Source organism: Actinoplanes hulinensis (assembly GCF_019429605.1).
GTDB lineage: Bacteria > Actinomycetota > Actinomycetes > Mycobacteriales > Micromonosporaceae > Actinoplanes > Actinoplanes campanulatus.
Map to the genome: position 1 here is coordinate 391,320 of NZ_JAHXZI010000004.1, position 21,212 is coordinate 412,531.

15 protein-coding genes and 1 riboswitch are annotated in these 21,212 nt (G+C 71.1%); of the genes, 6 read left to right on the forward strand and 9 right to left on the reverse strand.

Annotated elements, in window-relative coordinates:
- Window positions 1-26 precede the first annotated feature (26 nt).
- Both mraZ and KZ829_RS10220 read right to left on the reverse strand, forming a co-directional pair.
- The gene (gene mraZ, locus KZ829_RS10215) at window positions 27-458 is read right to left on the reverse strand and encodes a division/cell wall cluster transcriptional repressor MraZ (protein WP_183217399.1); all 432 of its coding nucleotides are present in this window, start codon (window positions 456-458) and stop codon (window positions 27-29) included.
- Between the two features lie 382 nt (window positions 459-840).
- Complete coding sequence (locus KZ829_RS10220) at window positions 841-1,653, reverse strand: C40 family peptidase (protein ID WP_308285418.1); 813 nt, start codon at window positions 1,651-1,653, stop codon at window positions 841-843.
- A 7-nt stretch (window positions 1,654-1,660) separates the two neighbouring features.
- Window positions 1,661-1,797, reverse strand: a riboswitch (cyclic di-AMP (ydaO/yuaA leader).
- Between the two features lie 440 nt (window positions 1,798-2,237).
- On the opposite strand from KZ829_RS10220, the gene KZ829_RS10225 reads away from it, so the two are divergent.
- From KZ829_RS10225 to KZ829_RS10235, 3 genes are read left to right on the forward strand one after another with little or no spacing between them, the layout of a single operon-like run.
- Entirely contained in the window at window positions 2,238-3,458 is a 1,221-nt protein-coding gene (locus tag KZ829_RS10225; protein ID WP_220143671.1) for a Mur ligase family protein, read from the forward strand.
- A complete protein-coding gene (locus tag KZ829_RS10230) occupies window positions 3,448-4,164 on the forward strand; it encodes a type 1 glutamine amidotransferase (protein WP_220143584.1) in 717 nt (238 codons plus the stop codon). Before KZ829_RS10225 ends, KZ829_RS10230 begins: the two co-directional genes overlap by 11 nt.
- 50 nt (window positions 4,165-4,214) lie before the next feature.
- A complete protein-coding gene (locus KZ829_RS10235) occupies window positions 4,215-4,958 on the forward strand; it encodes a TVP38/TMEM64 family protein (protein WP_220143585.1) in 744 nt (247 codons plus the stop codon).
- 12 nt (window positions 4,959-4,970) lie between these two features.
- Here KZ829_RS10235 and aroA read toward each other — a convergent pair whose 3' ends face one another.
- Both aroA and leuS read right to left on the reverse strand, forming a co-directional pair.
- Window positions 4,971-6,227 (reverse strand): 3-phosphoshikimate 1-carboxyvinyltransferase, encoded by a 1,257-nt coding sequence (gene aroA / locus KZ829_RS10240; RefSeq protein WP_220143586.1) that lies wholly within the window; start codon window positions 6,225-6,227, stop codon window positions 4,971-4,973.
- 65 nt (window positions 6,228-6,292) lie between these two features.
- Window positions 6,293-9,094, reverse strand: a complete 2,802-nt coding sequence (gene leuS, locus KZ829_RS10245) for a leucine--tRNA ligase (RefSeq protein WP_372453851.1) — start codon at window positions 9,092-9,094, stop codon at window positions 6,293-6,295.
- Between the two features lie 435 nt (window positions 9,095-9,529).
- Here leuS and KZ829_RS10250 point away from each other — a divergent pair, with 435 nt between their 5' ends.
- Genes KZ829_RS10250 through KZ829_RS10260 form a run of 3 tightly spaced genes read left to right on the forward strand, consistent with a single transcriptional unit; the run spans window position 9,530 to window position 14,312 of the window.
- Window positions 9,530-10,564, forward strand: a complete 1,035-nt coding sequence (locus KZ829_RS10250; protein ID WP_220143588.1) for an AAA family ATPase — start codon at window positions 9,530-9,532, stop codon at window positions 10,562-10,564.
- A gap of 2 nt (window positions 10,565-10,566) precedes the next feature.
- Window positions 10,567-11,865 (forward strand): DUF58 domain-containing protein, encoded by a 1,299-nt coding sequence (locus KZ829_RS10255; RefSeq protein WP_220143589.1) that lies wholly within the window; start codon window positions 10,567-10,569, stop codon window positions 11,863-11,865.
- The gene (locus KZ829_RS10260; protein WP_220143590.1) at window positions 11,862-14,312 is read left to right on the forward strand and encodes a transglutaminase TgpA family protein; all 2,451 of its coding nucleotides are present in this window, start codon (window positions 11,862-11,864) and stop codon (window positions 14,310-14,312) included. Before KZ829_RS10255 ends, KZ829_RS10260 begins: the two co-directional genes overlap by 4 nt.
- A 239-nt stretch (window positions 14,313-14,551) precedes the next feature.
- On the opposite strand, the gene KZ829_RS10265 is transcribed toward KZ829_RS10260, so the two are convergent.
- The 5 genes from KZ829_RS10265 to KZ829_RS10285 all read right to left on the reverse strand — a co-directional run bounded on the left by KZ829_RS10265 (window position 14,552) and on the right by KZ829_RS10285 (window position 21,203).
- Window positions 14,552-14,941, reverse strand: coding sequence for an SCO2097 family morphological protein (locus KZ829_RS10265; RefSeq protein ID WP_220143591.1), 390 nt, complete (start codon window positions 14,939-14,941; stop codon window positions 14,552-14,554).
- A 328-nt stretch (window positions 14,942-15,269) separates the two neighbouring features.
- Window positions 15,270-16,499 (reverse strand): alkaline phosphatase family protein, encoded by a 1,230-nt coding sequence (locus KZ829_RS10270; RefSeq protein ID WP_220143592.1) that lies wholly within the window; start codon window positions 16,497-16,499, stop codon window positions 15,270-15,272.
- A gap of 120 nt (window positions 16,500-16,619) precedes the next feature.
- On the reverse strand, window positions 16,620-17,360 hold the full coding sequence (locus tag KZ829_RS10275) for a methyltransferase domain-containing protein (RefSeq protein ID WP_220143593.1): 741 nt from the start codon (window positions 17,358-17,360) through the stop codon (window positions 16,620-16,622).
- 26 nt (window positions 17,361-17,386) lie between these two features.
- Window positions 17,387-17,761 (reverse strand): SSI family serine proteinase inhibitor, encoded by a 375-nt coding sequence (locus tag KZ829_RS10280; protein ID WP_220143594.1) that lies wholly within the window; start codon window positions 17,759-17,761, stop codon window positions 17,387-17,389.
- A 64-nt stretch (window positions 17,762-17,825) separates the two neighbouring features.
- On the reverse strand, window positions 17,826-21,203 hold the full coding sequence (locus KZ829_RS10285) for an error-prone DNA polymerase (protein ID WP_220143595.1): 3,378 nt from the start codon (window positions 21,201-21,203) through the stop codon (window positions 17,826-17,828).
- Window positions 21,204-21,212: the final 9 nt, after the last annotated feature.

Sequence of the window (21,212 nt, forward strand, 5' to 3'; positions counted from 1 at the left end):
ACCAGCGGCCCACCGAGTGCCACGCCCTACAGTCCGCCGGGCAGCACCCCCTCCTCGATGCCGGCGAACTCTTCCTCGCTCGCCGAGAGGTAGTCATCCCAGGACTGCTTGTCCCAGATCTCGACCCGGGTGCTCGCGCCGATCACCACCAGATCGCGACCAAGACTGGCATACTCCCGCAAATGGGCAGGAATGGTCACTCTGCCTTGCCTGTCGGGCACCTCGTCATGCGCGCTGGCGAAGAACACCCGGCTGTATGCCCGGGCCGCCTTGTTCGTCACCGGCGCCTCACGGAGCTGGCCGGCGATGCGCTGGAACTCCGGCATCGGGAACACGTAAAGACAGCGTTCCTGCCCCTTCGTGATCACGACACCTCCCGCCAGCTCATCACGGAACTTCGCCGGGAGGATCAGCCGGCCCTTCTCGTCGAGGCGCGGAGTGTGCGTGCCGAGAAACATCGGCCCCCACCCCTTTGCCGTGGCGCCCGCTCCTTCGCGGAGGGAGTGGACCGCCTGTCAACTCGGGCCGGCAGGTCCGGCTGCGCTCCTCCGCCCCTGCCACTGCGCCCCACTCTACTCCACTTCCCTCCACCTGCAACCCGAAAGCGATCGCTCGCGAGGCCTTTTCGCGGACGAAACCCCTGTTCACAGGTGGTGGAGCGGAGTGGAGGGCCAAGCGCATGATCAACCCCGTCCGGTTTCCGACATCGGGCGCTCCGGGTACGAAAACACCCGCCCCGGGAGCCCTGGGGGCGGGTGTGTGGAGGAATGTGGAGACGTCTGTGGGGTGTGCCCCGAACCGGGCCACACCCCACAGCGCTGTTCCTTACTACTATGGGCCCTACGCGACGAGGCGCCGTACCACGTAGTTCTTGTTCCAGATCTTGTGCTTGCCGACCCGGGCCCCACTGTGCGGCGAGTCGTAGACGTAGCCGTTCCCGGCGTAGATCCCGGCGTGGTAGCCGTACGACCCGTTGCGGAAGATGATCAGGTCGCCGACCCGCTTGTTGCTCTTCGAGACGGACTTGCCGTACTTCTGCTGTGAGTTCGCCTTGTGCGGCAGGCTCTTGCCGGCCGCCTTCTTGTAGACGTACTTGGTGAAGCCCGAGCAGTCGAAGCGCTTCGGGCCGGCCGCACCGAACAGGTACAGCGCGCCCTTGTGCTTCTTGGCCTCGGCCAGGACCTTGGCGCCACTGGCGCGGACCGTGACCTTCATCTTGTTGGTGGCCCGCTGGTTGTACCCCGTCCCGGAGAACAGGGTCCGGACCCACACCGTCTTCGTCGGCTTCGCGGTCAGCGTGACCGCGCCACCCTTGACGGTGTCGGTGTCCCAGGTCCGCCAGGCGCCGTTGCTCCAGCCCTGGAGACGGACCGTGCCCTTGGCGACCTGGCCGGTGGCCGGGTCGATCACCTTGGCGGTGATCTTGAGGGTGGAGCCCCAGGCCAGGCTACGGGTGCTGGCCTTCGTGGCGATCTGGGGCGTGATCTTCGCGGCTGCCGCACTCGCGGTGACCGGGGTGACGGTGGCGGTCGCGGCCGCCGCCGGTGATGCGGCGACCAACTGGCCGGCGCAGAGGCAGAGCCCCAGGGACAGTGCGACGGTACCGGTGCCGACGGACGTGCGACGACGCCGGCGCGAACTGTGTTCGTGCACGGTAGAGAGATCCTTCCGGCACGCCTGCGAGGTTAGCTGTCGGGTTCGGGCGGGAAGGCATGCCCGGCCGCGGATGGATGCGGCTTCACCCCGAGGTCGCTCCCGGATCCGTCACCCGTGGAAGCCGGGTGGCGCGGGAGAGACCAGAAATGGGTCCCCCGTCCCTGCCCCCGATTGCCTTGTCGTGGTCTGGCCAACTGCGGTGTCGCACCGTCCGGTCCGGGGCAGGGCTCGGCGTGAACCGGTCCGGTGCGGCCGGCGGGCGGTGTGCCGCCGGCGAATCTTTGCTACCTGATTTCGGCAATGATCGTCAGCGCCATATTGATCACTCTCCGTGTTTGGCATATTTGTCGCTGTCCAATTTGTTACCTCCGCGAGACAAATGCCGTCACGCGAGGTGTTCAAGCAGTGACGATCGGTCGAGAGTTACGGGTGAATCAGGACACAGAAAAAGTCCGTCACCCTGTTGGGAGTACGTCCGAATCGTCCGGACCTCGGAAAAGCCGAAGTGGTCGGTGATCTTGACCGTCTGGCAACGCGACGTAACCTTCGCGTCCGGTACCCTCGCTGGCGTGACGGACGGAATGCCTCTCATCGCCAAGGTCGCGACCTCCGTGTCGAAGACCGCGGCCGCGCTCTCCAGGGCCGCCGGTCGCGGCGACGGCTCGGTGATCGGTGGCTGGATCGGCCTGAAGATCGACCCCGATCTCCTCGCCCACCTCGCGTCGGGCCGCGCCGTCGCGCTGGTCTCCGGCACCAACGGCAAGACCACCACGACCCGGCTCACCGCGGCCGCCGTCGGTGTGCTCGGCCGGGTCGCCACCAACTCGTTCGGCGCCAACATGCCGACCGGCCACACCTCGGCGCTGGCGAAGGAGGGGCACACCCCGTTCGCCGTGCTGGAGGTGGACGAGCACTATCTGGCCCAGGTCATCGACCAGACCCGGCCCAAGGTGGTGGCCCTGCTCAACCTCTCCCGCGACCAGCTCGACCGGGCGAAGGAGGTGGCCATGATGGCGCAGCTGTGGAAGACCACGCTGGCCGGCCACCCCGACATCCGGGTGGTCGCCAACGCCGACGACCCGATGGTGGTGTGGGCGGCCGGCAGCAGCCCGCAGACCACCTGGTTCAGCGCCGGCCAGCGCTGGCACGACGACTCGTTCGTCTGCCCGGAGAGCGGCCACCCGATCGAGCGGTCCGGCGGCGACTGGTGGTGCACCGGCTGCCCGCTGCGCCGCCCGCGCCCGCAGTGGGTGGTCGAGGACGAGGGCGTGATCGACCCCCGCGGCGACTGGCATCTGGTGAAGCTCCAGCTCCCCGGCCGGGTGAACATCGGTAACGCCGCCACCGCGCTGGCCGTGGCCGCCGAGTTCGGGGTCCGCCCGATAGAGGCGCTCCCCCGGCTCTCCCGGGTGGCGTCGATCGCCGGACGGTATGCCCAGGTCGACCGTGACGGTCGCAACATCCGCTTGTTGCTGGCGAAGAACCCGGCAAGCTGGCTGGAGGCCTTCGACATGGCCGACCAGGCGCCGACACTGCTCTCCATCAACGCCCGCGACCCCGACGGCCTGGACACGTCGTGGCTCTACGACGTCGATTTCTCGCCGCTGCGCGACCGGCCGGTGCTGATCACCGGTGACCGGGCGTTCGACCTGGCGGTCCGCCTCCAGGTGAACCAGGTGCCCTTCCGGCACGTAAACAGTTTCGACGAGGCGCTGCGGTCCGTTCCGCCCGGCCGCCTCGAGGTGATCGCCAACTACACGGCGTTCCAGGACATTCGAGCGGAGTTGGACCGTGTCAACTGAGTCCCTGCGGATCGTGTGGATCTACCCGGATCTGCTGTCGACGTACGGCGACCGGGGCAACATGCTCATCCTGGCCCGCCGGGCCGCCGACCGCGGCATCCCGGTGGAGACCTACGAGGTCCGGTCCGACCAGCGGATGCCGAACAGCGCCGACATCTACCTGATCGGCGGCGGCGAGGACGGCCCCCAGGCCCTGGCGGCTCAGCGCCTGCTCGCCGACGGTGGCCTGCACCAGGCGGTCAACCAGGGCGCCGCGATCCTCTCCATCTGCGCGGGTTACCAGCTTCTCGGTCACTCGTTCTATGCCAAGGGGGCCAAGTGCGCCGGGCTGGGACTGCTCGACATCACCTCCGACCGGGGCGAGACCCGGGCGGTCGGCGAGTTGCGCGGTGACATCGACCCACGGCTCGGCCTGCCTCCACTGACCGGATTCGAGAACCACGGCGGGCGTACCCATCTGGGCGCGCACGCCGCACCACTCGCCCGGGTGACCGGCGGCATCGGCAACGACGGCCAGACCGAGGGCGCCTGGGCGGGCAAGATCCTGGGGACGTATTCGCACGGCCCGGCGCTGGCCCGCAACCCGGCGATAGCCGATCTGCTCCTTCGCTGGTCCACCGGCGCGGATAGGCTCACGCCCCTCGACGACACCTGGAGCGAGCGCCTCCGGAACGAGCGGCTCGCCGCGGCGAGCCCGGCGGTATAGACCGGCACCACCGAGTCCTGAAACGACGACAGTTGGGGCGGTAGGCCTGCATGACCGACAACCTGATCGACCCGCGGGGCACTGAAATCTCCGCGGACCCTCAGGCCATTGACCACGCTGCCGCCCCCACCGCTCCCACCCCGATGGGGTGGAGACGCCGTCTGATCCGGTTCTCCCTGCTCGGCGCCGGGGTCGGCGCTCTCGCCGGCCTCGCCGCCGTGCTGCCGCTGCGGGACATCGCCGACACCCTGTCCGCCATGGGCCCGAGCGCCGTGTTCGCGGTGGCGTTCCTCGGCGGCATGCTGCTGTCGGTGCTCGTACCGCGGACCCTGATCACGATGACCTGCGGCGCCCTGCTCGGTGCCGTCACCGGATCCGCGGCCGCCCTGGCCGCCGCGGTGATCGCCGCGGTCGCCACCTACTACGCGGGCCGCTGGGCCGGCCGCGGCGCCCTCCAGGCCCGCGCCGGGAGCCGTCTGGCCCGCCTCGACGGCTGGCTGAACCGTCGCGGCCTCGCCGCGGTCCTGCTGGTCCGCTTCCTGCCGCTGGCCCCGTTCGGCCTGGTCGGCTACGCCTACGGCACCACCAGCGTGTGCCGCAAGCGCTACCTGCTCGGCACCACCATCGCCGCCATCCCGTCCACGGTCACCTACGCCGTGATCGGCGCCGCGGTCGTCGCCCCCGGCGAGATGAACTTCCTCACCCTGGCCCCGGCCGTGTTCAGCTTCGTCCTCTCCACGGCGATCATCCTGCGCTGGCGCCACACCGCCCGGCGCGCTCCCGTGCCCGCCTGATCAGCGCCGTGGTCACCCCAGGGTGGCGAGGTCGGTGAAGTAGCCGGGGTAGGTCTTGGCGACGCAGCCCGGGTCGGTGATCTCGATGCCGGGCGCGCGCAGGCCGATCAGCGAGAGGCTCATCGCCATCCGGTGGTCGTCGTAGGTCGCGAACCGGGTCGGCCGCGGCGCTCCCGGGTGGATGGTGAAGCCGTCGGGGTCCTCGACCGCGTCGATCCCGGCCCGGCGCAACTCGGTGACGACGGCGCCGACCCGGTCGGTCTCCTTGCCGCGGATGAAGCCGATCCCCCGGACCCGGGTCGGCCCGTCGGCGAAGACGGCGACCGCGGCCAGGGTCTGCGCGGTGTCCGAGATGTCGGCCATGTCGACGTCGATGCCGCGCAGACGGTCCCCACCGCGGACGGTCACCGCGTCGGCGGTACGGGTCACCGAGGCGCCCATCCGCTCCAGGACGTCGGCGAACCGCACATCACCCTGGAGGCTCCCGGTGCCCAGGCCGGAGACGGTGACGCGCCCACCGGTGATCGCCGCCGCCCCCAGGAAGTAGGAGGCCGCGCTGGCGTCGGGTTCGATCGCGTAGTCGGCGGCCCGGTAGGCGCCCGCCGGAACGGTGAGCCCGGTGACGGTCACCCCGAAGGCCGCCATCACCGCCTTGGTCATCTCCACGTAGGGCACCGAGACCAGCGGCGAGGCGAGCGTGACGTCGATCCCGCGGTCCATCAGCGGCCCGGCCATCAGCAGGCCGGACAGGAACTGGCTGGAGATGTGGCCGCTGACCTCGACCGGGCCACCGTGGGCGGGCCCGGTGACGGCGGCCGGGAGGAAGCCGGGCCGGTCCAGCTCCTCGACGCGTGCGCCGATCTGCCGGAGCGCGCCGAGAACGGGGCCGAACGGGCGGGCCCGCAACTGCTCGCTCCCGTCCACGACGGTCCGGCCGCCGAGGAGGGCCGCCGCGGGGAGGAGGAACCGTGACGTGGTGCCGGACTGGCGGGCGTCGATCGTTGCGGCGCGGGAGGCCGTACCGGGGTCGATGCCGCGCACGACGACCGTACGATCGCGCTCGGAAAGGGTGACCGTCGCGCCGAGCGCGCCGACCGCGCCCATCATGGCCCGGGTGTCGTCGGCGAAGAGCACCCCGGAGAGGGTGGACGTGCCGTCGGCGAGCGCCGCGCAGAGCAGCGCCCGGTTGGTGATGCTCTTGGAGCCGGGCGGCCGGACGGTCGCGTCGACGGGCCTGGTGAGCGGGGCGACGGCGAGGACGTCAGACATACCGCCCATCCAAACAGGCGACGGCCCGCCGCGGCGTACCGCGACGGGCCGTGTCCACCCAGTGGTCAGACGACGACGCTGACCAGGCGTCCCTTGACCACGATGACCTTCTTCGGCTCCTTGCCGCCCAGCGCCTCGGCGACCGCGGCCAGCGCGGCGGCGCGGACCTCGGCCTCGCCGGTCTCCGGGGAGACCTCGACGCGGCCGCGGACCTTGCCGTTGACCTGCACCGGGTAGGTGATCGCGTCGGCGACCAGCTGGGCCGGGTCGGCGACCGGGAAGTCGGCGTACGCCAGCGAGCCGTCGTGCCCCAGCTTGCTCCACAGTTCCTCGGCCATGTGCGGGGCGAACGGGGACAGCATCAGCACCAGCGGCTCGACCGCCTCGCGGGAGGCGACCGGCAGCGGGGTCAGCGCGTTCGTCAGCTCGATCAGCTTGGCGATCGCGGTGTTGAACCGCAGCTCCTCCATGTCCTCGCGGACGCCGGCGATGACCTTGTGCAGGACCTTGCGGGTCTTCGGGTCCAGCGGCTCGCCGGTCACCCGGACGGCGCCGGTCTCCTCGTCGACCACCAGACGCCAGGCACGCTGCAGGAAGCGCTGCGAGCCGACGACGGCGCGGGTCTCCCACGGGCGGGACACGTCCAGCGGGCCCATCGCCATCTCGTACACCCGGAACGTGTCGGCGCCGTACTGCTCGCACATCTCGTCGGGGGTGACGACGTTCTTCAGCGACTTGCCCATCTTGCCGTACTCGCGGTTGACCTGCTGGTCGCCGTGGTACCACTTCCCGTCACGCTCGACGACTTCCTCGGCCGGCACGATGACGCCACGGTCGTCACGGAACGCGTACGCCTGGATGTAGCCCTGGTTGAACAGCTTCTTGAACGGCTCGAACGACGAGACGTGCCCCAGGTCGAACAGCACCTTGTGCCAGAAGCGGGCGTACAGCAGGTGCAGGACGGCGTGCTCGACACCGCCGACGTACAGGTCGACGCCGCCGCAGTCGCCCTCCTTGCGGGGGCCCATCCAGTACGCCTCGTTGGCCGGGTCGACCAGCTTCCCGGTGTTGTGCGGGTCCAGGTAGCGCAGTTCGTACCAGCAGGAGCCGGCCCACTGCGGCATGGTGTTGGTCTCGCGGGTGTAGGTCTTCGGGCCGTCGCCCAGGTCCAGCTCGACCTGCACCCAGTCCTTCTTGCGGGACAGCGGGGTCTCCGGCTCGGTGTCCGCGTCGTCCGCGTCGAAGGTGCGCGGCGAGAAGTCGTCCACGTCGGGCAGCTCGACCGGCAGCATCGACTCGGGCAGCGCGATCGGCAGGCCGGTCTCGTCGTAGACGATCGGGAACGGCTCGCCCCAGTAGCGCTGCCGGCTGAACAGCCAGTCCCGCAGCCGATAGGTGGTGGCGCCACGGCCCTTGCCGTTCGCCTCCAGCCACTCGATCATGGCGGCCTTGGCCTCGGCGACCTCCTTGCCGTCCAGCCAGTCGCTGTTGATCGCCGGTCCGTCGCCGGTGAAAGCCCCTTCAAAACCTTCAGGAGCCTTCACCGTACGGATGATGGGCAGCTCGAAGACCTCGGCGAAGGCCCAGTCCCGCTCGTCCTGGCCGGGCACCGCCATGATCGCGCCGGTGCCGTAGCCGGCCAGCACGTAGTCGGCGATGAAGACCGGGACCTGGGCGCCGTTGACCGGGTTGGTCGCGTAGGCGCCGGTGAAGACACCGGTCTTGACCTTGCCGTCGGCGGTCCGCTCCTCGTCGGTCTTCGCGGCGGCGGCCTCCCGGTAGGCGGCGATCGCCTTCGCGGGGCTCTCGTGGCCGCCGGTCCAGACCGCGTGCGTCCCCTCCGGCCAGGCCGCGGGCGTGATCCGCTCGACCAGCTCGTGCTCCGGGGCCAGCACCATGTAGGTGGCGCCGAACAGGGTGTCCGGGCGGGTGGTGAAGACCTTGATGACGCCACCCTCGACCGGGAAGTCGACGTGGGCACCGCGCGACCGGCCGATCCAGTTGCGCTGCATCAGCTTGACCGGCTCCGGCCAGTCCAGCGTGTCCAGGTCATCGACCAGGCGGTCACCGTAGGCGGTGATCCGCATCATCCACTGCTTCAGACTGCGCTGGAACACCGGGAAGTTGCCGCGCTCGGAGCGGCCCTCCGGGGTGACCTCCTCGTTGGCCAGCACCGTGCCCAGGCCGGGGCACCAGTTGACCGGGGCCTCGGAGACGTACGCCAGACGGTGACCGTCGATGACCTTGCGCTTCTCCGCGGCGGACAGACCGGCCCACTCCGGGCCGCGCTCGCCGGCCTCGTAGGAGGCGATCAGCTCGCTGATCGGGCGGGCCTTCCGCACCGACGGGTCGAACCAGGAGTTGAAGACCTGCAGGAAGATCCACTGGGTCCAGCGGTAGTACTCCGGGTCGGTGGTCGAGAAGGACCGGCGGTCGTCGTACGCCAGGCCCAGCCGGCGCAGCTGCTGCCGGTACCGCTCGACGTTGGCCGCCGTGGTGACCGCCGGGTGGGTGCCGGTCTGCACCGCGTACTGCTCGGCGGGCAGGCCGAACGCGTCGAAGCCCATCGGGTGCAGCACGTTGAAGCCGGCCATCCGCTGGTAGCGGGTGTAGCAGTCGGTGCCGATGTAGCCCAGCGGGTGACCGACGTGCAGGCCGGCGCCGGACGGGTACGGGAACATGTCCTGGACGTGCAGCTTGGGCGCACCCGCTCGGGGGTGCGTGGGATCAGCCAGCTCACCGACCGGGTTGGGCGCGTGGAAGGTGCCCTTCTCGGCCCAGTGGTCCTGCCAGCGCAGCTCGATCTCGCCGGCCATCGCGGCGGTATAGCGGAACGGTGGGGTCTCGGTCTCGCTCATCTTCACCATCTCGTCTACGTCTCGTCTTTTTCGGAAAGAGGGCATAAAAAAGCCCCTCGCGCAGGAGGGGTAGCCGTGCCTGGTCCGACTAACGGATCAGCACGGCCGGCTAAGGAGCAGGAAAGACCGAGCCATGCGTGCATGGTACCCCTCCCCCGTCACGGACGGCGACCGGTATGGCGGGCGCGTGAAATACTCCCGGCTGTCCACAGGCGACCAGCCTTTGGATGGTGGATGGCACGCGTTCGTCCGGTATCCCCCGAAAACCGATATCAACAGGGTCACGATCAGGCCTTTCGGCGATGCGGATGTACGGGGATAACCTGTGGGGACGGGTGGCGAGCGCCGAGGCCCACGGCCGCTGGGCGCCCGCGACCCTACGGTGCCCCTTGACGGTGGGTGATCTCCACCTGACGGGGGTAGACACGTATTTGGAGGAGGCCCGTGACAACGCCGACCTGGGGCGAGCCGTCAGGCCCGCTGACGAGCGCCGAGTTCCGCACCGCTGCTCAAGCCATCATGGCCAACATCGAACAGGTCATCGAGGGCAAGAGCGCGACGGTGCGACTGGCGCTCGCGGTGCTGATCGCCGAGGGCCACCTGCTGATCGAGGACGTGCCGGGCGTCGGCAAGACCAAGCTCGCCAAGGCACTGGCCCGCTCGATCGACTGTTCGGTGCGGCGCATCCAGTTCACGCCCGACCTGCTGCCCAGCGATGTGACCGGGGTCAGCGTCTACAACCAGGAGACGCGGGACTTCGAGTTCAAGCCGGGTGCGGTCTTCGCCAACCTGGTGGTCGGCGACGAGATCAACCGGGCCTCGCCGAAGACCCAGTCCGCCCTCCTGGAGTGCATGGAGGAGCGGCAGGTCACCGTCGACGGCACCACCTACGAGCTCCAGGCGCCGTTCATGGTGGTCGCGACGCAGAACCCGATCGAGATGGAGGGCACCTACCCCCTCCCCGAGGCGCAGCGGGACCGGTTCACCGCGCGGATCGCGATGGGCTACCCCGACCCGCGGGCCGAACTGGCGATGCTCAGCGGCCACGGCGACCACGACCCGCTCAACGACCTGCGGGCCGTGGCCGACGCCGCACTGGTCCGCCGGCTGATCGAGACGGCCCGCGCGGTGCACGCCGCCGACGCCGTCCAGCAGTACGCGATCGCCCTGGTCACCGCCACCCGGGAGGCTCCGGAGATCCGGCTCGGCGCGTCGCCCCGGTCCACGCTCCAGCTGCTGCGCACCGCCAAGGCGGTGGCCGCTCTGGAGGGCCGTGACTACGTGCTCCCCGACGATCTCCAGGCGCTGGCCGTGCCGGTCCTCGCGCACCGGATCATCCCGACCGCGGACGCCCAGCTCAACCGGCGGACCACGGACGCCATCGTCTCCGAGATCGTGCACCGGCTGCCACTGCCACACGCCCGCAATCCCTACGACACCCGTGACGGGCGCGCGTCGTACGAGTCACGGGGGCGTTGAGGATGCGGGAGGCGCTGCGGGGGCTCACCACGCGCGGCCGCTCGTTCCTGGCCGCGGCGATCGCCGCCGCGGTCTCGGCGCTCATCCTCGGTGAGCGTGACCTGCTGCGGGTGGCGGTGCTGCTGGCCGCCCTCCCGCTGCTCGCCGCGTGGTATGTCGGTCGCAGCCGCTACAAGCTGGCCTGCACCCGGTCGCTGGAGCCGGGGCGGGCCCCGGTCGGGTCGAGCGCGCGGGTCATCCTGCGCCTGCAGAACCTGTCCCGCCTGCCCACCGGCACCATGCTCCTGGAGGACCGCCTGCCGTACGCGCTGGGCAGCCGCCCCCGCGTCGTGCTGGAGAAGCTCGGGGCGCACCAGGCCAGCTCGGTGGCGTACACGGTGCGCGCCGACATCCGTGGCCGCTACCCGATCGGCCCCCTGATCGTCAGGCTCACCGACCCGTTCGGGCTGTGCGAGCTGACCCGCTCGTTCCCCAGCGTGGACCGGCTCACCGTGATCCCGCAGGTGGTGGCGCTGCCCCGGGTCCGCCTGGCCGGGGAGTACGCGGGCACCGGCGACAGCCGCGCCCGTTCGGTGGCGGTGCACGGCGAGGACGACGCGGCCACCCGTGAGTACCGTCGCGGCGACGACCTGCGCCGGGTGCACTGGCGGTCCACCGCCCGGACGGGTGAGCTGATGGTCCGCCGCGAGGAGCAGCCCTGGGAGAGCCGGGCCACGATCGTGCTGGACACCCGGGTCTACGCGCACCGCGGCGAGGGCCCGACGGCCAGCTTCGAGTGGGCGGTGTCGGCGGTCGCCAGCATCGCGGTGCACCTGCGCGAGGCCGGCTACAAACTGCGCCTGGTCACCGGCACGGGCATCGACGTCGACGCCTCCGAGGCCGGCGGCGAGAGCCTGATCCTGGACACCCTGGCCGACGTGAAGGCGGAACAGAACGGTGACATCTCGATCCTGGTCGAGCACGTCCGGCGGCGCAGTGACGGCGGCCTGGTGATCGGCCTGTTCGGTGCGCTCACCACCGCCGAGGCGGGCCTGCTGAGCCAGCTCCGCGGCAACGGCGCCACCTGCATCGGGTTCACGCTGGACAGCTCCACCTGGGTGCCGCTGGCCGACGGGGAACGGCAGGAGGCCGACCGGGAGCAGGCGGCCGCGGCGCTCGCCCTGGTCCGCGGCGGCTGGCGGTCGGTCCCGGTGACGCACGGCGACACCCTGGCGGCGCTCTGGCCGACGGTGGGGCGGGGCTCGCAGGGCTTCGCGTACCGGGCGGCGATGGCCGAGACGGTCAGCGGGGTGGTCCGATGACCGGCCGGCGTCGCCTCGGGCTCGTCGCGGCGGCGGCCACGCTGCTCGCCGCGGCGCCGCTGTCGTCGATCTTCAAGGACTGGACCTGGTTGATGCAGTGCCTGCTCACGGTGCTGCTGATCCAGGGCGCCGCGGTGGCCACCCGGACCTTCCGGTTCCCCACCTGGGCACAGACCGCGAGCATGGTGGCCGCCTTCGTCCTGTCGCTGACCTGGCTCTTCCCCAGCGGCGGGGAGTTCTTCATCCCGCAGCCGGACACCTTCGGCCACTGGATGGATCTGATCCACCAGGCCGGGGAGGACACCCGGTCGTACGGCGTGCCCGTCCCCGACCGCGACGGTCTGCTGTTCGTCACGGTGCTCGGCGTCGGCGTCGTGGCCATCGCGGTCGACCTGCTGACCGCGGTGTTCCGCCGGCCCGCCCTGGCCGGCCTGCCGATGCTGGCCATCTACTCCATCCCGGTCGCGATCTACCTGGAGAGCGTGCCCCCGGTGCCGTTCATGATCGGCGCCGTGGGGTACATGTGGCTGCTCGTCGCCGACAACGTGGACCGGGTGCGCCGCTTCGGCCGGCGGTTCACCGGCGACGGACGGGACGTGGACGTCTGGGAGCCCTCCCCGCTGGCCGCCGCCGGGCGCCGGATCGGCGTGGTCGGCGTACTCGCGGCCGTGGTGCTTCCCCTGGCCGTGCCCACCGTGAGCGGCGGCCTGCTCTCCCAGATCACGCAGAGCGGGCCGGGCATCGGCACCGGGCCGGGCAACGGCAACGGCGGCCGGATCAACCTGTTCGCATCGCTGAGCGGGCAGCTCAACCACTCCGAGACGGTCAAGCTGCTCCAGGTGAAGACCGACGAGCCGGAGCCGTTCTACCTGCGGTTCGGCGTCGCCGAGGTGCTGACCGAGAACGGTTTCGCCCACGACACCCCGAAGGGCGACTCGCTGAGCAAGGGCCTGCCCGATCCACGGCAGGTGGCGGCCACCAGCGCGGCGCGGTACACGCAGCACCAAGCCCAGGTGCAGGTCACCGACCGGCTCCAGCAGAACATGGCGCCCCTCTACGGCTACGCGTTGCGAGTGGGCGAGCTGAACGGCAACTGGGCGTACGACCCGAGCCAGCAGGTGCTGTTCTCCGGGCGGGCCACCACCAAGGAGCAGCGGTACGACATCACGTACCTGCGGCCCACGTTCAACGCCGCCGCGCTGCGCCAGTCGGACTCGCTCGATCCCGGTGACCCGCTGATGGCGTTCACCGCCCGGCCACCGGACGCGACGGTCGAGGAGAAGGTGGCGGCGCTGATCGCCGGCAAGGACAACGACTACGACAAGGTCCGGGCGATCTACGACTCCTTCTCCCAGGAGAACGGTTTCAAGTACAGCCTGTCCGTGCCGTCGACCGGGAAGGCCTCGGAGGTCGCCGACTTCCTGAACAACAAGGCCGGCTACTGCCAGCAGTACGCGGCCGCGATGGCGTGGATGGTCCGCGCCGCCGGCATCCCGGCCCGGGTGGTGTTCGGTTTCACCCGCGGCAAGGCGATCGGCGACAACACCTACGAGATCACCAACCGGAACGCGCACGCCTGGACCGAGGTCTACTTCCAGGGCTTCGGCTGGGTGCCGTTCGACGCCACGCCGTCCGCCTCGGTCACCGGGTCGGCCCGCTCGGCGTGGGCGCCCGACGTGGACCGGCCCGCCCCGGCGGCCTCCACCTCGACCGGCCCCGGCGCGACCGGCGCGAACTCGTCGGCGGGCCCCGGTGCGGCCGAGCGTCCCAACCGGGCGGAGAACGAGGGCAACCAGACCGGCGCGGCCGGCCCGATCGCCGACGAGACCTCCTGGACCGGTCTGTGGATCGCCGGTGGCGTCGCGCTGATCATCGCGTTGCTGCTGGTCCCGGCCCTGCGCCGGATCCTGGTCCGCCGCCGGCGGCACGCCGCCACGGTGCCGGCGACGGCACCGGCGGTCCTGTCCGTCGAAGGCGGTGAAGGGATCACCGACATCACGGTGACCGGCGACACCGGCCGGGCCCGCGAGGACGCCCACGCCGCCTGGGACGAACTCATCGACTCGATGATCGACTACCAGGTGCCGGTGGACCCGACCGAGACGCCCCGGATCACCGTCCAGCGGCTGATCCGCGAGTCGTCCCTCACCGGCGACCCCGCCGAGGCGGCGACCCTGCTGGGCACCGCCGAGGAACGCGCCCGCTATGCCCGGCTCCCCCTCCAGGGCGCCGAACTCGCGGTCGCCCTCACCCGGGTCCGTTCCGGCATGGCCGAGGGCGCCCCCACCGGGACCCGCGTGCGTGCCCTCCTCCTGCCCCCGTCGGTGCTGCTCAGCTGGCGTCTGGGCATGGCGGAGCGGTCCACCCGGGCGGCCGAACGGATGAGCAGCCTCGGCGAGACCCTGTCCCGCTTCAACCCGCGCCGCCTCCTGAACCGGGCACGCTGAGATCCACAACAGCCGCGAGGCGCCACTCACTCCGAGTGGCGCCTCGCGCTCTCTCCAGATCTTTTCGTAGTCGCGGTCCGCACATCCGATCTGCCCATTCACGACCGTAGCGCCGGTCACGGCAGGCGCGGCTCGGTCCACAAACCGGCAGGCGCTGCGCGGGCGTCGGGGTATGACGACGGCGGCCGGATGGTCCGGCCGCCGGTCATCGGAGCCGGCCTGCCAGCCGGCTCGGTGCGTCAGCGATGCCCCTCCGGGCGTTGGCGCCACCGGTCCTCGAGCCGCTCCATGAAGCCGCCGCTCTTGCGGCTCGAGCGGGTGCGGCGGGTCGCCGTGCCCCCGACCGATTTCAGGTCGGGTGCCTGGCTGCGGCGCCTCGACTGCATCGCGAAGGCAGCGGCACCGAGCATGACGACGAAGCCTGCCACGCCGAGCGGCGTGTTCTGGTCCACCGTCCCGTAGACGACCAGAGCCAGACCAAGGACGATCACGAACGCGGCGATGAGGAGCCGGCGCCGTGCGTGGAAACGCGGGTCGCTGGCCCGCACAGCCGAGGCGAACTTGGGGTCCTCGGCAAGCGACCGCTCGATCTGATCGAACAGCCGCTGCTCGTGCTCCGAGAGCGGCACGGCATTCCTCCCCGGGCGCATGTCCGGCCCCGCGGCGGGGTCGGGGTGGTGCAGGTGTGATGCTGCGGGGCAGCCGTCGGCTGCCTTATCACGCAAGTCTACGAGCGGGTCGGCGGGTCGGAAAGCGGGACGACGACCGAGTGCGGGTGATTTTCGGGGTACCGAAGATCGGTTCGTCCCAAAAGACCGATCACCGCGCCGCACAACCCGTCCGTCACGGCAGCGTGTGTCCCTGATCACCGGCCGTGAGCTGCTTGGACACATGATCCCACGAAGACGTTGGCGAGCACTCCCGAAATCCAGACAAATCGATTGAAGCAAATAGATCTTATCGGGCGATCAAGAACGGAATCGTCATCTCGGCCGCGGTACCGGAGCCGTGGTAGGCGATCAACTCGCCCACTCTCGCCGGTTCCCAGCCGGAGGCGAGCACGACGGCCCGGCGCCGGCACATCACCACCACGTCCCCGAGCCGATCGGCGTGCCTCGGCGGGACCGGGCCGTACCAGCCCTCGGCGATCGCCTCGTCGCGGGACAGCACCCGGGCATCGTCACCCAGGACCGCCCGCCAGCTCGCCATGACGTCGTCCCGGGCGCCGTCCGCGACATACAGGTAGCGAACCCGGGGCTCGCCGGTCACGCCGATCACCCCGGCTCCGAGGACCGGGTCGGCGCCCAGGTCGTACCGGGCGGAGTCGGGCACGTTGAGCTGACCGTGGTCGGCGATCACCAGGAGCGCGGCGCCGGCCGGGAGCCCGTGTACCAGCCGGTCCAGCATCCGGTCGACCCCGCGGACCGCCGCGCGCCAACTGTCCGAGCAGACCCCGTCCTGGTGTCCGGCCCGGTCCAGGTCCGGGTGGTAGCCGTAGACCAGGCCGGGTCCGGACCGCAGCGCCGCCAGCATCCCGTCGGTCACCGCGGCGCCGTCACCCGCGCCCAGGTACCGGCCGCCCCGGTTGGCGGCCAGGCTGAGCCCGGTCCCCTCGAACTCGGGTGCGCTCACCACGGTGACCGGCACCCCGGCACCCACGGCGGTCTCCATCCGGGTCGGCACCGGCTGCCAGTCCCGCGGATCCGGGTCGTCAGCCCATTGGATGTGGTTGAGCACCCGCCCGTCCGGACGGCGCAGGGTGAACCCGAGCACGCCATGGGCGCCCGGCGTCACCCCCGTACCGAGCGTCACCAGACTGACCGGCGTGGTCGACGGGAACCCGGCGGTCAGCGCCCCGGGAACGCCGATCCCGGGCGGGCCGCTCCGGACCAGGTCCGCGAGGACGGGGGCGAACGGGACGGCTTGGGGCAACTGGTACGTCCCCAGCCCATCCACGAGCAGCACCCCGACCCGGTCCACCCCGTCGAGCCGCTCCCCTAGGCCGAGGACGTCGACCGCGCCCGGCACCCCGAGCACCGCGCACACGCTGGGCAGCAGGTCGGCGAGACTGCCCGCCCCATACGCGGGCGCCACGGTCCGGAAGGCCTCCTCCGGCAACCCGTCCTCGGGCACCGCCCCGACCGGCCGCGGCCGCTCCGCGAAAAGCTCACTCCCAAAAACCGTCATCGCCGCCCCCAACAAGTCACGAATTCCCCCCGGCCGGCCGTGGGCGATGTCTCAACACCCCGAGACAGCTCTGGGAGCCAGCCGGAGCCACTGATCAGCCAGCGGACGGGGCCACCCGGGTCATGGCCGGCGGGCGAAGAGGTGCAACTGGGAGGCGACGTCGCGGAACGGGGGCCGGGCGCTCAGTTCCAGTTCGAGCTCCAGTACGGCCTGAGGGTCCTCCTCGAGGACGGTCGCGGGCAGAAGGTCGGCGATCACGCGTACCCCATGGGTCTCCTCGACCTGGAGCCCCGCGGCGGTGAGCAGATCGCCCGCTCCCGCCGCGTCGTAGCGGCGCAGCAGTGTGTCGCGCGGCCCGGCCCGGCCCGCCGGGTCGGTGACCAGCGCGGCCGCCGCCTTCAGATGGCCGTTGACGGCGCGGCCGAGGATCGCCGCGGCCCGGCTCGCCACCAGCACGCTGGCCGCACCGCCGGGGCGCAGCGCGGCGGCGATGGCGGCGACCACCCCGGCCGGCTCGTCGACCACCTCGAGGACGGAGTGGCAGAGGATCAGGTCGGCGCTGCCCGGCTCGACGAGGGAGGCGAGCGCGTCGCCGTCGCCCTGCACGGCACGGACCCGGCCGGCGACGCCGGCTTCGGCGGCCCGGCGGGTGAGGGAGGCGAGCGCGTCGGGGCTGGAATCGATGACGGTGACGGTGTGGCCGGCCTCGGCGAGCGGAACGGCGAATCCGCCGGTGCCCCCGCCGACGTCGAGGACGGTCAGCTCGCGACCCTGCCGCTCCAGCTCCCGGCGGAGCACCGCCCAGACCGCGGCGGTGCGAGCCGTGACGTGCGGACGGCCGGTACGCGTAGAAGTTTCCACGAGGGCAGCGTAACCGCGACGTCCATTCAGAATTGGAACAGCACGCCTGTGGCGCGGGCCATCTCGCAACTGTTGCCGTAGGTCTGCTGCCACCGGACGCTCCGGCCCTCCCAGGTGCCCTGCACCCGGGCGGTGACCGGCGCGTAGAGCAGCATGCAGAACGCGTCGCCCGGCTTGAGCCGGGCCGGGTTCCCGTCGATGTCACGCAGCGTGGCACAGGCCTGGACGGGCCGGGGATGGTCGCCGCCGGCCGGGCGGCAGGTGAGATGGACGACTTTGGCCTGGTAGGTGAGGGTGAGCTTGGAGTGGGCGGCCCCTCGTGGGCCGGAACCTCCGGTGACGGCCGCGGCCGGGCCGGCGGCACCCGCCACGGCGGCGAGCGTCGCGGCAAGACCGATCATCGTACGGATCATGAGGCACCCCCGGATGTTTTCCCGAAGCACCATATACCGCAAAAGGAACGAATCACCGGAAATCGCGGGATGCGGGTGTCACCGGTGGGCTGATCGCGTCGAGCCGGTCCGCCACCAGGTTGAGCACCCCCTCCGCCTTCTCCAGCCGGCCGCGCACCAGCAGCGCCGAGCTCATCCGGGCCACCTTCCGGTAGCGCTGCCACAGACCCGGCGAGCAGGTCACGTTCAGCATCCCGGTCTCGTCCTCCAGGTTCACGAAGGTCACCCCGCCCGCGGTGGCCGGCCGCTGCCGGTGGGTGACGATCCCGCCGACCCGGATCCGGGTGCCCGCCTCCACCGCGGCCAGCCGTTCGATCGGCAGCGCTCCGGCCCGGTCCAGTTCCTCGCGCAGGAAACGGGCCGGATGCGTCTCCGGTGACAGACCGGTCGCCCACACGTCAGCGACCAGGATGTCCACGTCGCTCATGCCGGGCAGCACGGGCGCCTCGGTGCCGGTCACCGTGCCCGGAAGACGGTCCGGCTTGTCCTGCGAGGCCGCTCCCGCGGCCCACAGCGCCTCCCGGCGCGAGAGCCCGAAACCCGCGAACGCGTCGGCCGTGGCGAGCGCCTCCAGGTGAGCGGTGGAGCATCCGGTACGCCGGGCGAGATCCGTCATTGACCGATAAGGACCATGGGTACGGCGTTCCTGCTCGATCCGCTCGGCGAGGTCGGCACCGATCGTACGAATGCTGGAGAGGCCCTGACGGACGGCCGGGCCGCCGATCCCCCAGGCGTGCGGTGGCTCCCCGGCCGCGGATCTCCACCGGCTCTCCGGCGTGGTCTCCAGCGTCGCCGTGGCATCGCTGCGGTTGATGTCCGGCCGGCGCACCTCGACCCCGTGCCGGCGCGCGTCGTCGACCAGCGTCTGTGGTGAGTAGAAGCCCATCGGCTGCGCGTTGAGCAGGGCCGCGCAGAACGCCGCCGGGTGGTACCGCTTCAGCCAGGCGCTCGCGTAGACCAGGTAGGCGAAGCTCATGGCGTGGCTCTCCGGGAAGCCGTAACTGGCGAACGCGGAGAGCTTCACGAACAGGTCGTCGGCCAGCTGTCCGGTGATCTCGTTGGCGGCCATCCCGTCGTACAGTCGCTTTTTGATCCTCTCCATCTTCTCCACCGACCGTTTCGAGCCCATCGCCCGCCGCAGCTGATCGGCCTCCGACGGATCGAAGCCTGCGACGTCGATCGCCAACTGCATCAACTGCTCCTGGAAGAGCGGCACGCCGAGGGTCTTGGCCAGCGCGTTCTCCATCAGGGGGTGCGGCACGCGGGGCGCCTCCAGGCCGTTCTTCCGGCGGATGTACGGGTGGACGGAACCGCCCTGGATGGGCCCCGGGCGGATCAGCGCCACCTCGATGACCAGGTCGTAGAACTCCCGTGGCTTGAGACGGGGCAGCGTGGCCATCTGGGCGCGGCTCTCCACCTGGAACACCCCCACCGAGTCGGCCCGGCAGAGCATCTCGTAGACCTCGGGGTCGTCCAGCGGCATCGTCCCGATGTCCAGCTCGTCCTCGATCATGTCGTACGCGTAGTGCAGCGCCGACAGCATGCCGAGCCCGAGCAGGTCGAACTTGACCAGATCGACGGCCGCGCAGTCGTCCTTGTCCCATTGCAGGACGGTGCGGCCCGGCATACGGCCCCACTCGACCGGGCAGACCTCGATGATCGGCCGGTCGCAGATCACCATGCCGCCCGAATGGATGCCCAGGTGGCGGGGGAAGGTCTGCACCTCGTTGGCGAAGTCGCGCACCGTCTCCGGCATGTCGGTGTCGGTGGCGGCCACGTCGCCCCACCGGTCGATCTGCTTGCTCCAGGCGTCCTGCTGGCCCGGGGAGAAGCCGAACGCACGGGCCATGTCCCGGACCGCCGACCGGGGGCGGTAGGAGATCACGTTCGCCACCTGGGCGGTGTGCTCCCGGCCGTACTTCCCGTAGACGTGCTGGATCACCTCCTCGCGCCGGTCCGACTCGATGTCGACGTCGATGTCCGGTGGGCCGTCCCGCTCCGGGGCGAGGAACCGCTCGAAGAGCAGGTTGTACTTCACCGCGTCGACATTCGTGATCCAGAGCGCGTAGCAGACCGCCGAGTTGGCCGCCGAGCCCCGGCCCTGGCAGTAGATCCGGTTCTCCCGGCAGAACCGGACGATGTCGTAGACCACCAGGAAGTAGCCGGGGAAGCCGAGCTCCTCGATCATGCGGAGCTCGTACTCGATCTGGTGATAGGCCTTCGGATTCGCCGCCGGTGGGCCGTAACGCTGGGCCGCGCCCTCCATCGTCAGCTTCCGCAGCCAGCTCATCTCGGTGTGCCCGTCGCCCACCGGGTGGTCCGGCAGCCGGGGCGCCACCAGGTCCAGGTCGAACGCCAGGTCACCGCCGTAGATCGCGGCGTTCTCCACCGCGCCCGGATAGCCGGCGAACCGGCGGGCCATCTCGGCGCCGCTGCGCAGGTGGGCGGTGCCGGCCGCGGGCAGCCAGCCGTCCATCTCGTCCAGGCTGCGCCGGGCCCGGACCGCGGCCAGGGCGGTCGCCAGCCGGCGGCGGGACGGGGTCGCGTAGTGCGCGTTGTTCGTCGCCACCACCTCCAGGCGACGACTGCGGGCCAACTCGAACAGGGCGTCGTTGCGGTCGCCGTCGATCGGGTCGCCGTGGTCGGTCAGCTCCACGGCCACGTTCGGCGCGCCGAACAGGGCCACCAGACGGTCCAGCTCGTACGCCGCCCGCTCCATGCCCCCGGTGGCCAGCGCCAGTGGCACCGTCCCCTTCCGGCAGCCGGTCAGCACCAGCACGTGATCCCGCAGGGTCTCGGCGACCCGCTCCAGGTCGCCGTAGTCGGGGCGGCCCTTCTCCCCGCCGCGCAGCTGCGCCTCGGAGATCACCCGGGCCAGCCGGGCATACCCCTCGTGGCCGTGCGCGAGAGCCAGCAGGTGTGTGCCCTCCGGGTCCGCCTCGCCGTTCTGCGGCCGGGCCAGGCCCAGCGACAACTCGGCTCCGAAGATCGTGGGCAGGGACAGTTCGCGGGCCGCCTGCGAGAAGCGGACCACACCGTAGAAGCCGTCGTGATCGGTGACCGCCAGCCCGGTCAGGCCGAGCCGTGCCGCCTCCTCGGCCAGTTCCTCCGGGTGGCTGGCGCCGTCCAGGAAACTGAAGTTGGTGTGACAGTGCAGTTCCGCGTACGGAGTCGTGCTCTCGGCGCGGACCAGACCCGGCGCGGGCCGGTACGGTTCCCGCTTCCGGCTCCAGGCCGGCGAGTCACCACCGTCCCCGTCCACGATCAGCGGATCCACCACCTGCTGCGCGGGGATCGCCCACAGCTCCCGCCGCCCGCCCGGCTCCGCGTCCCCGGACAGCGCCTTCTCCAGCCGCCGCCAGGGCACGTCCGGGTTGTGGAAGCTGCTCATGGAAACTCC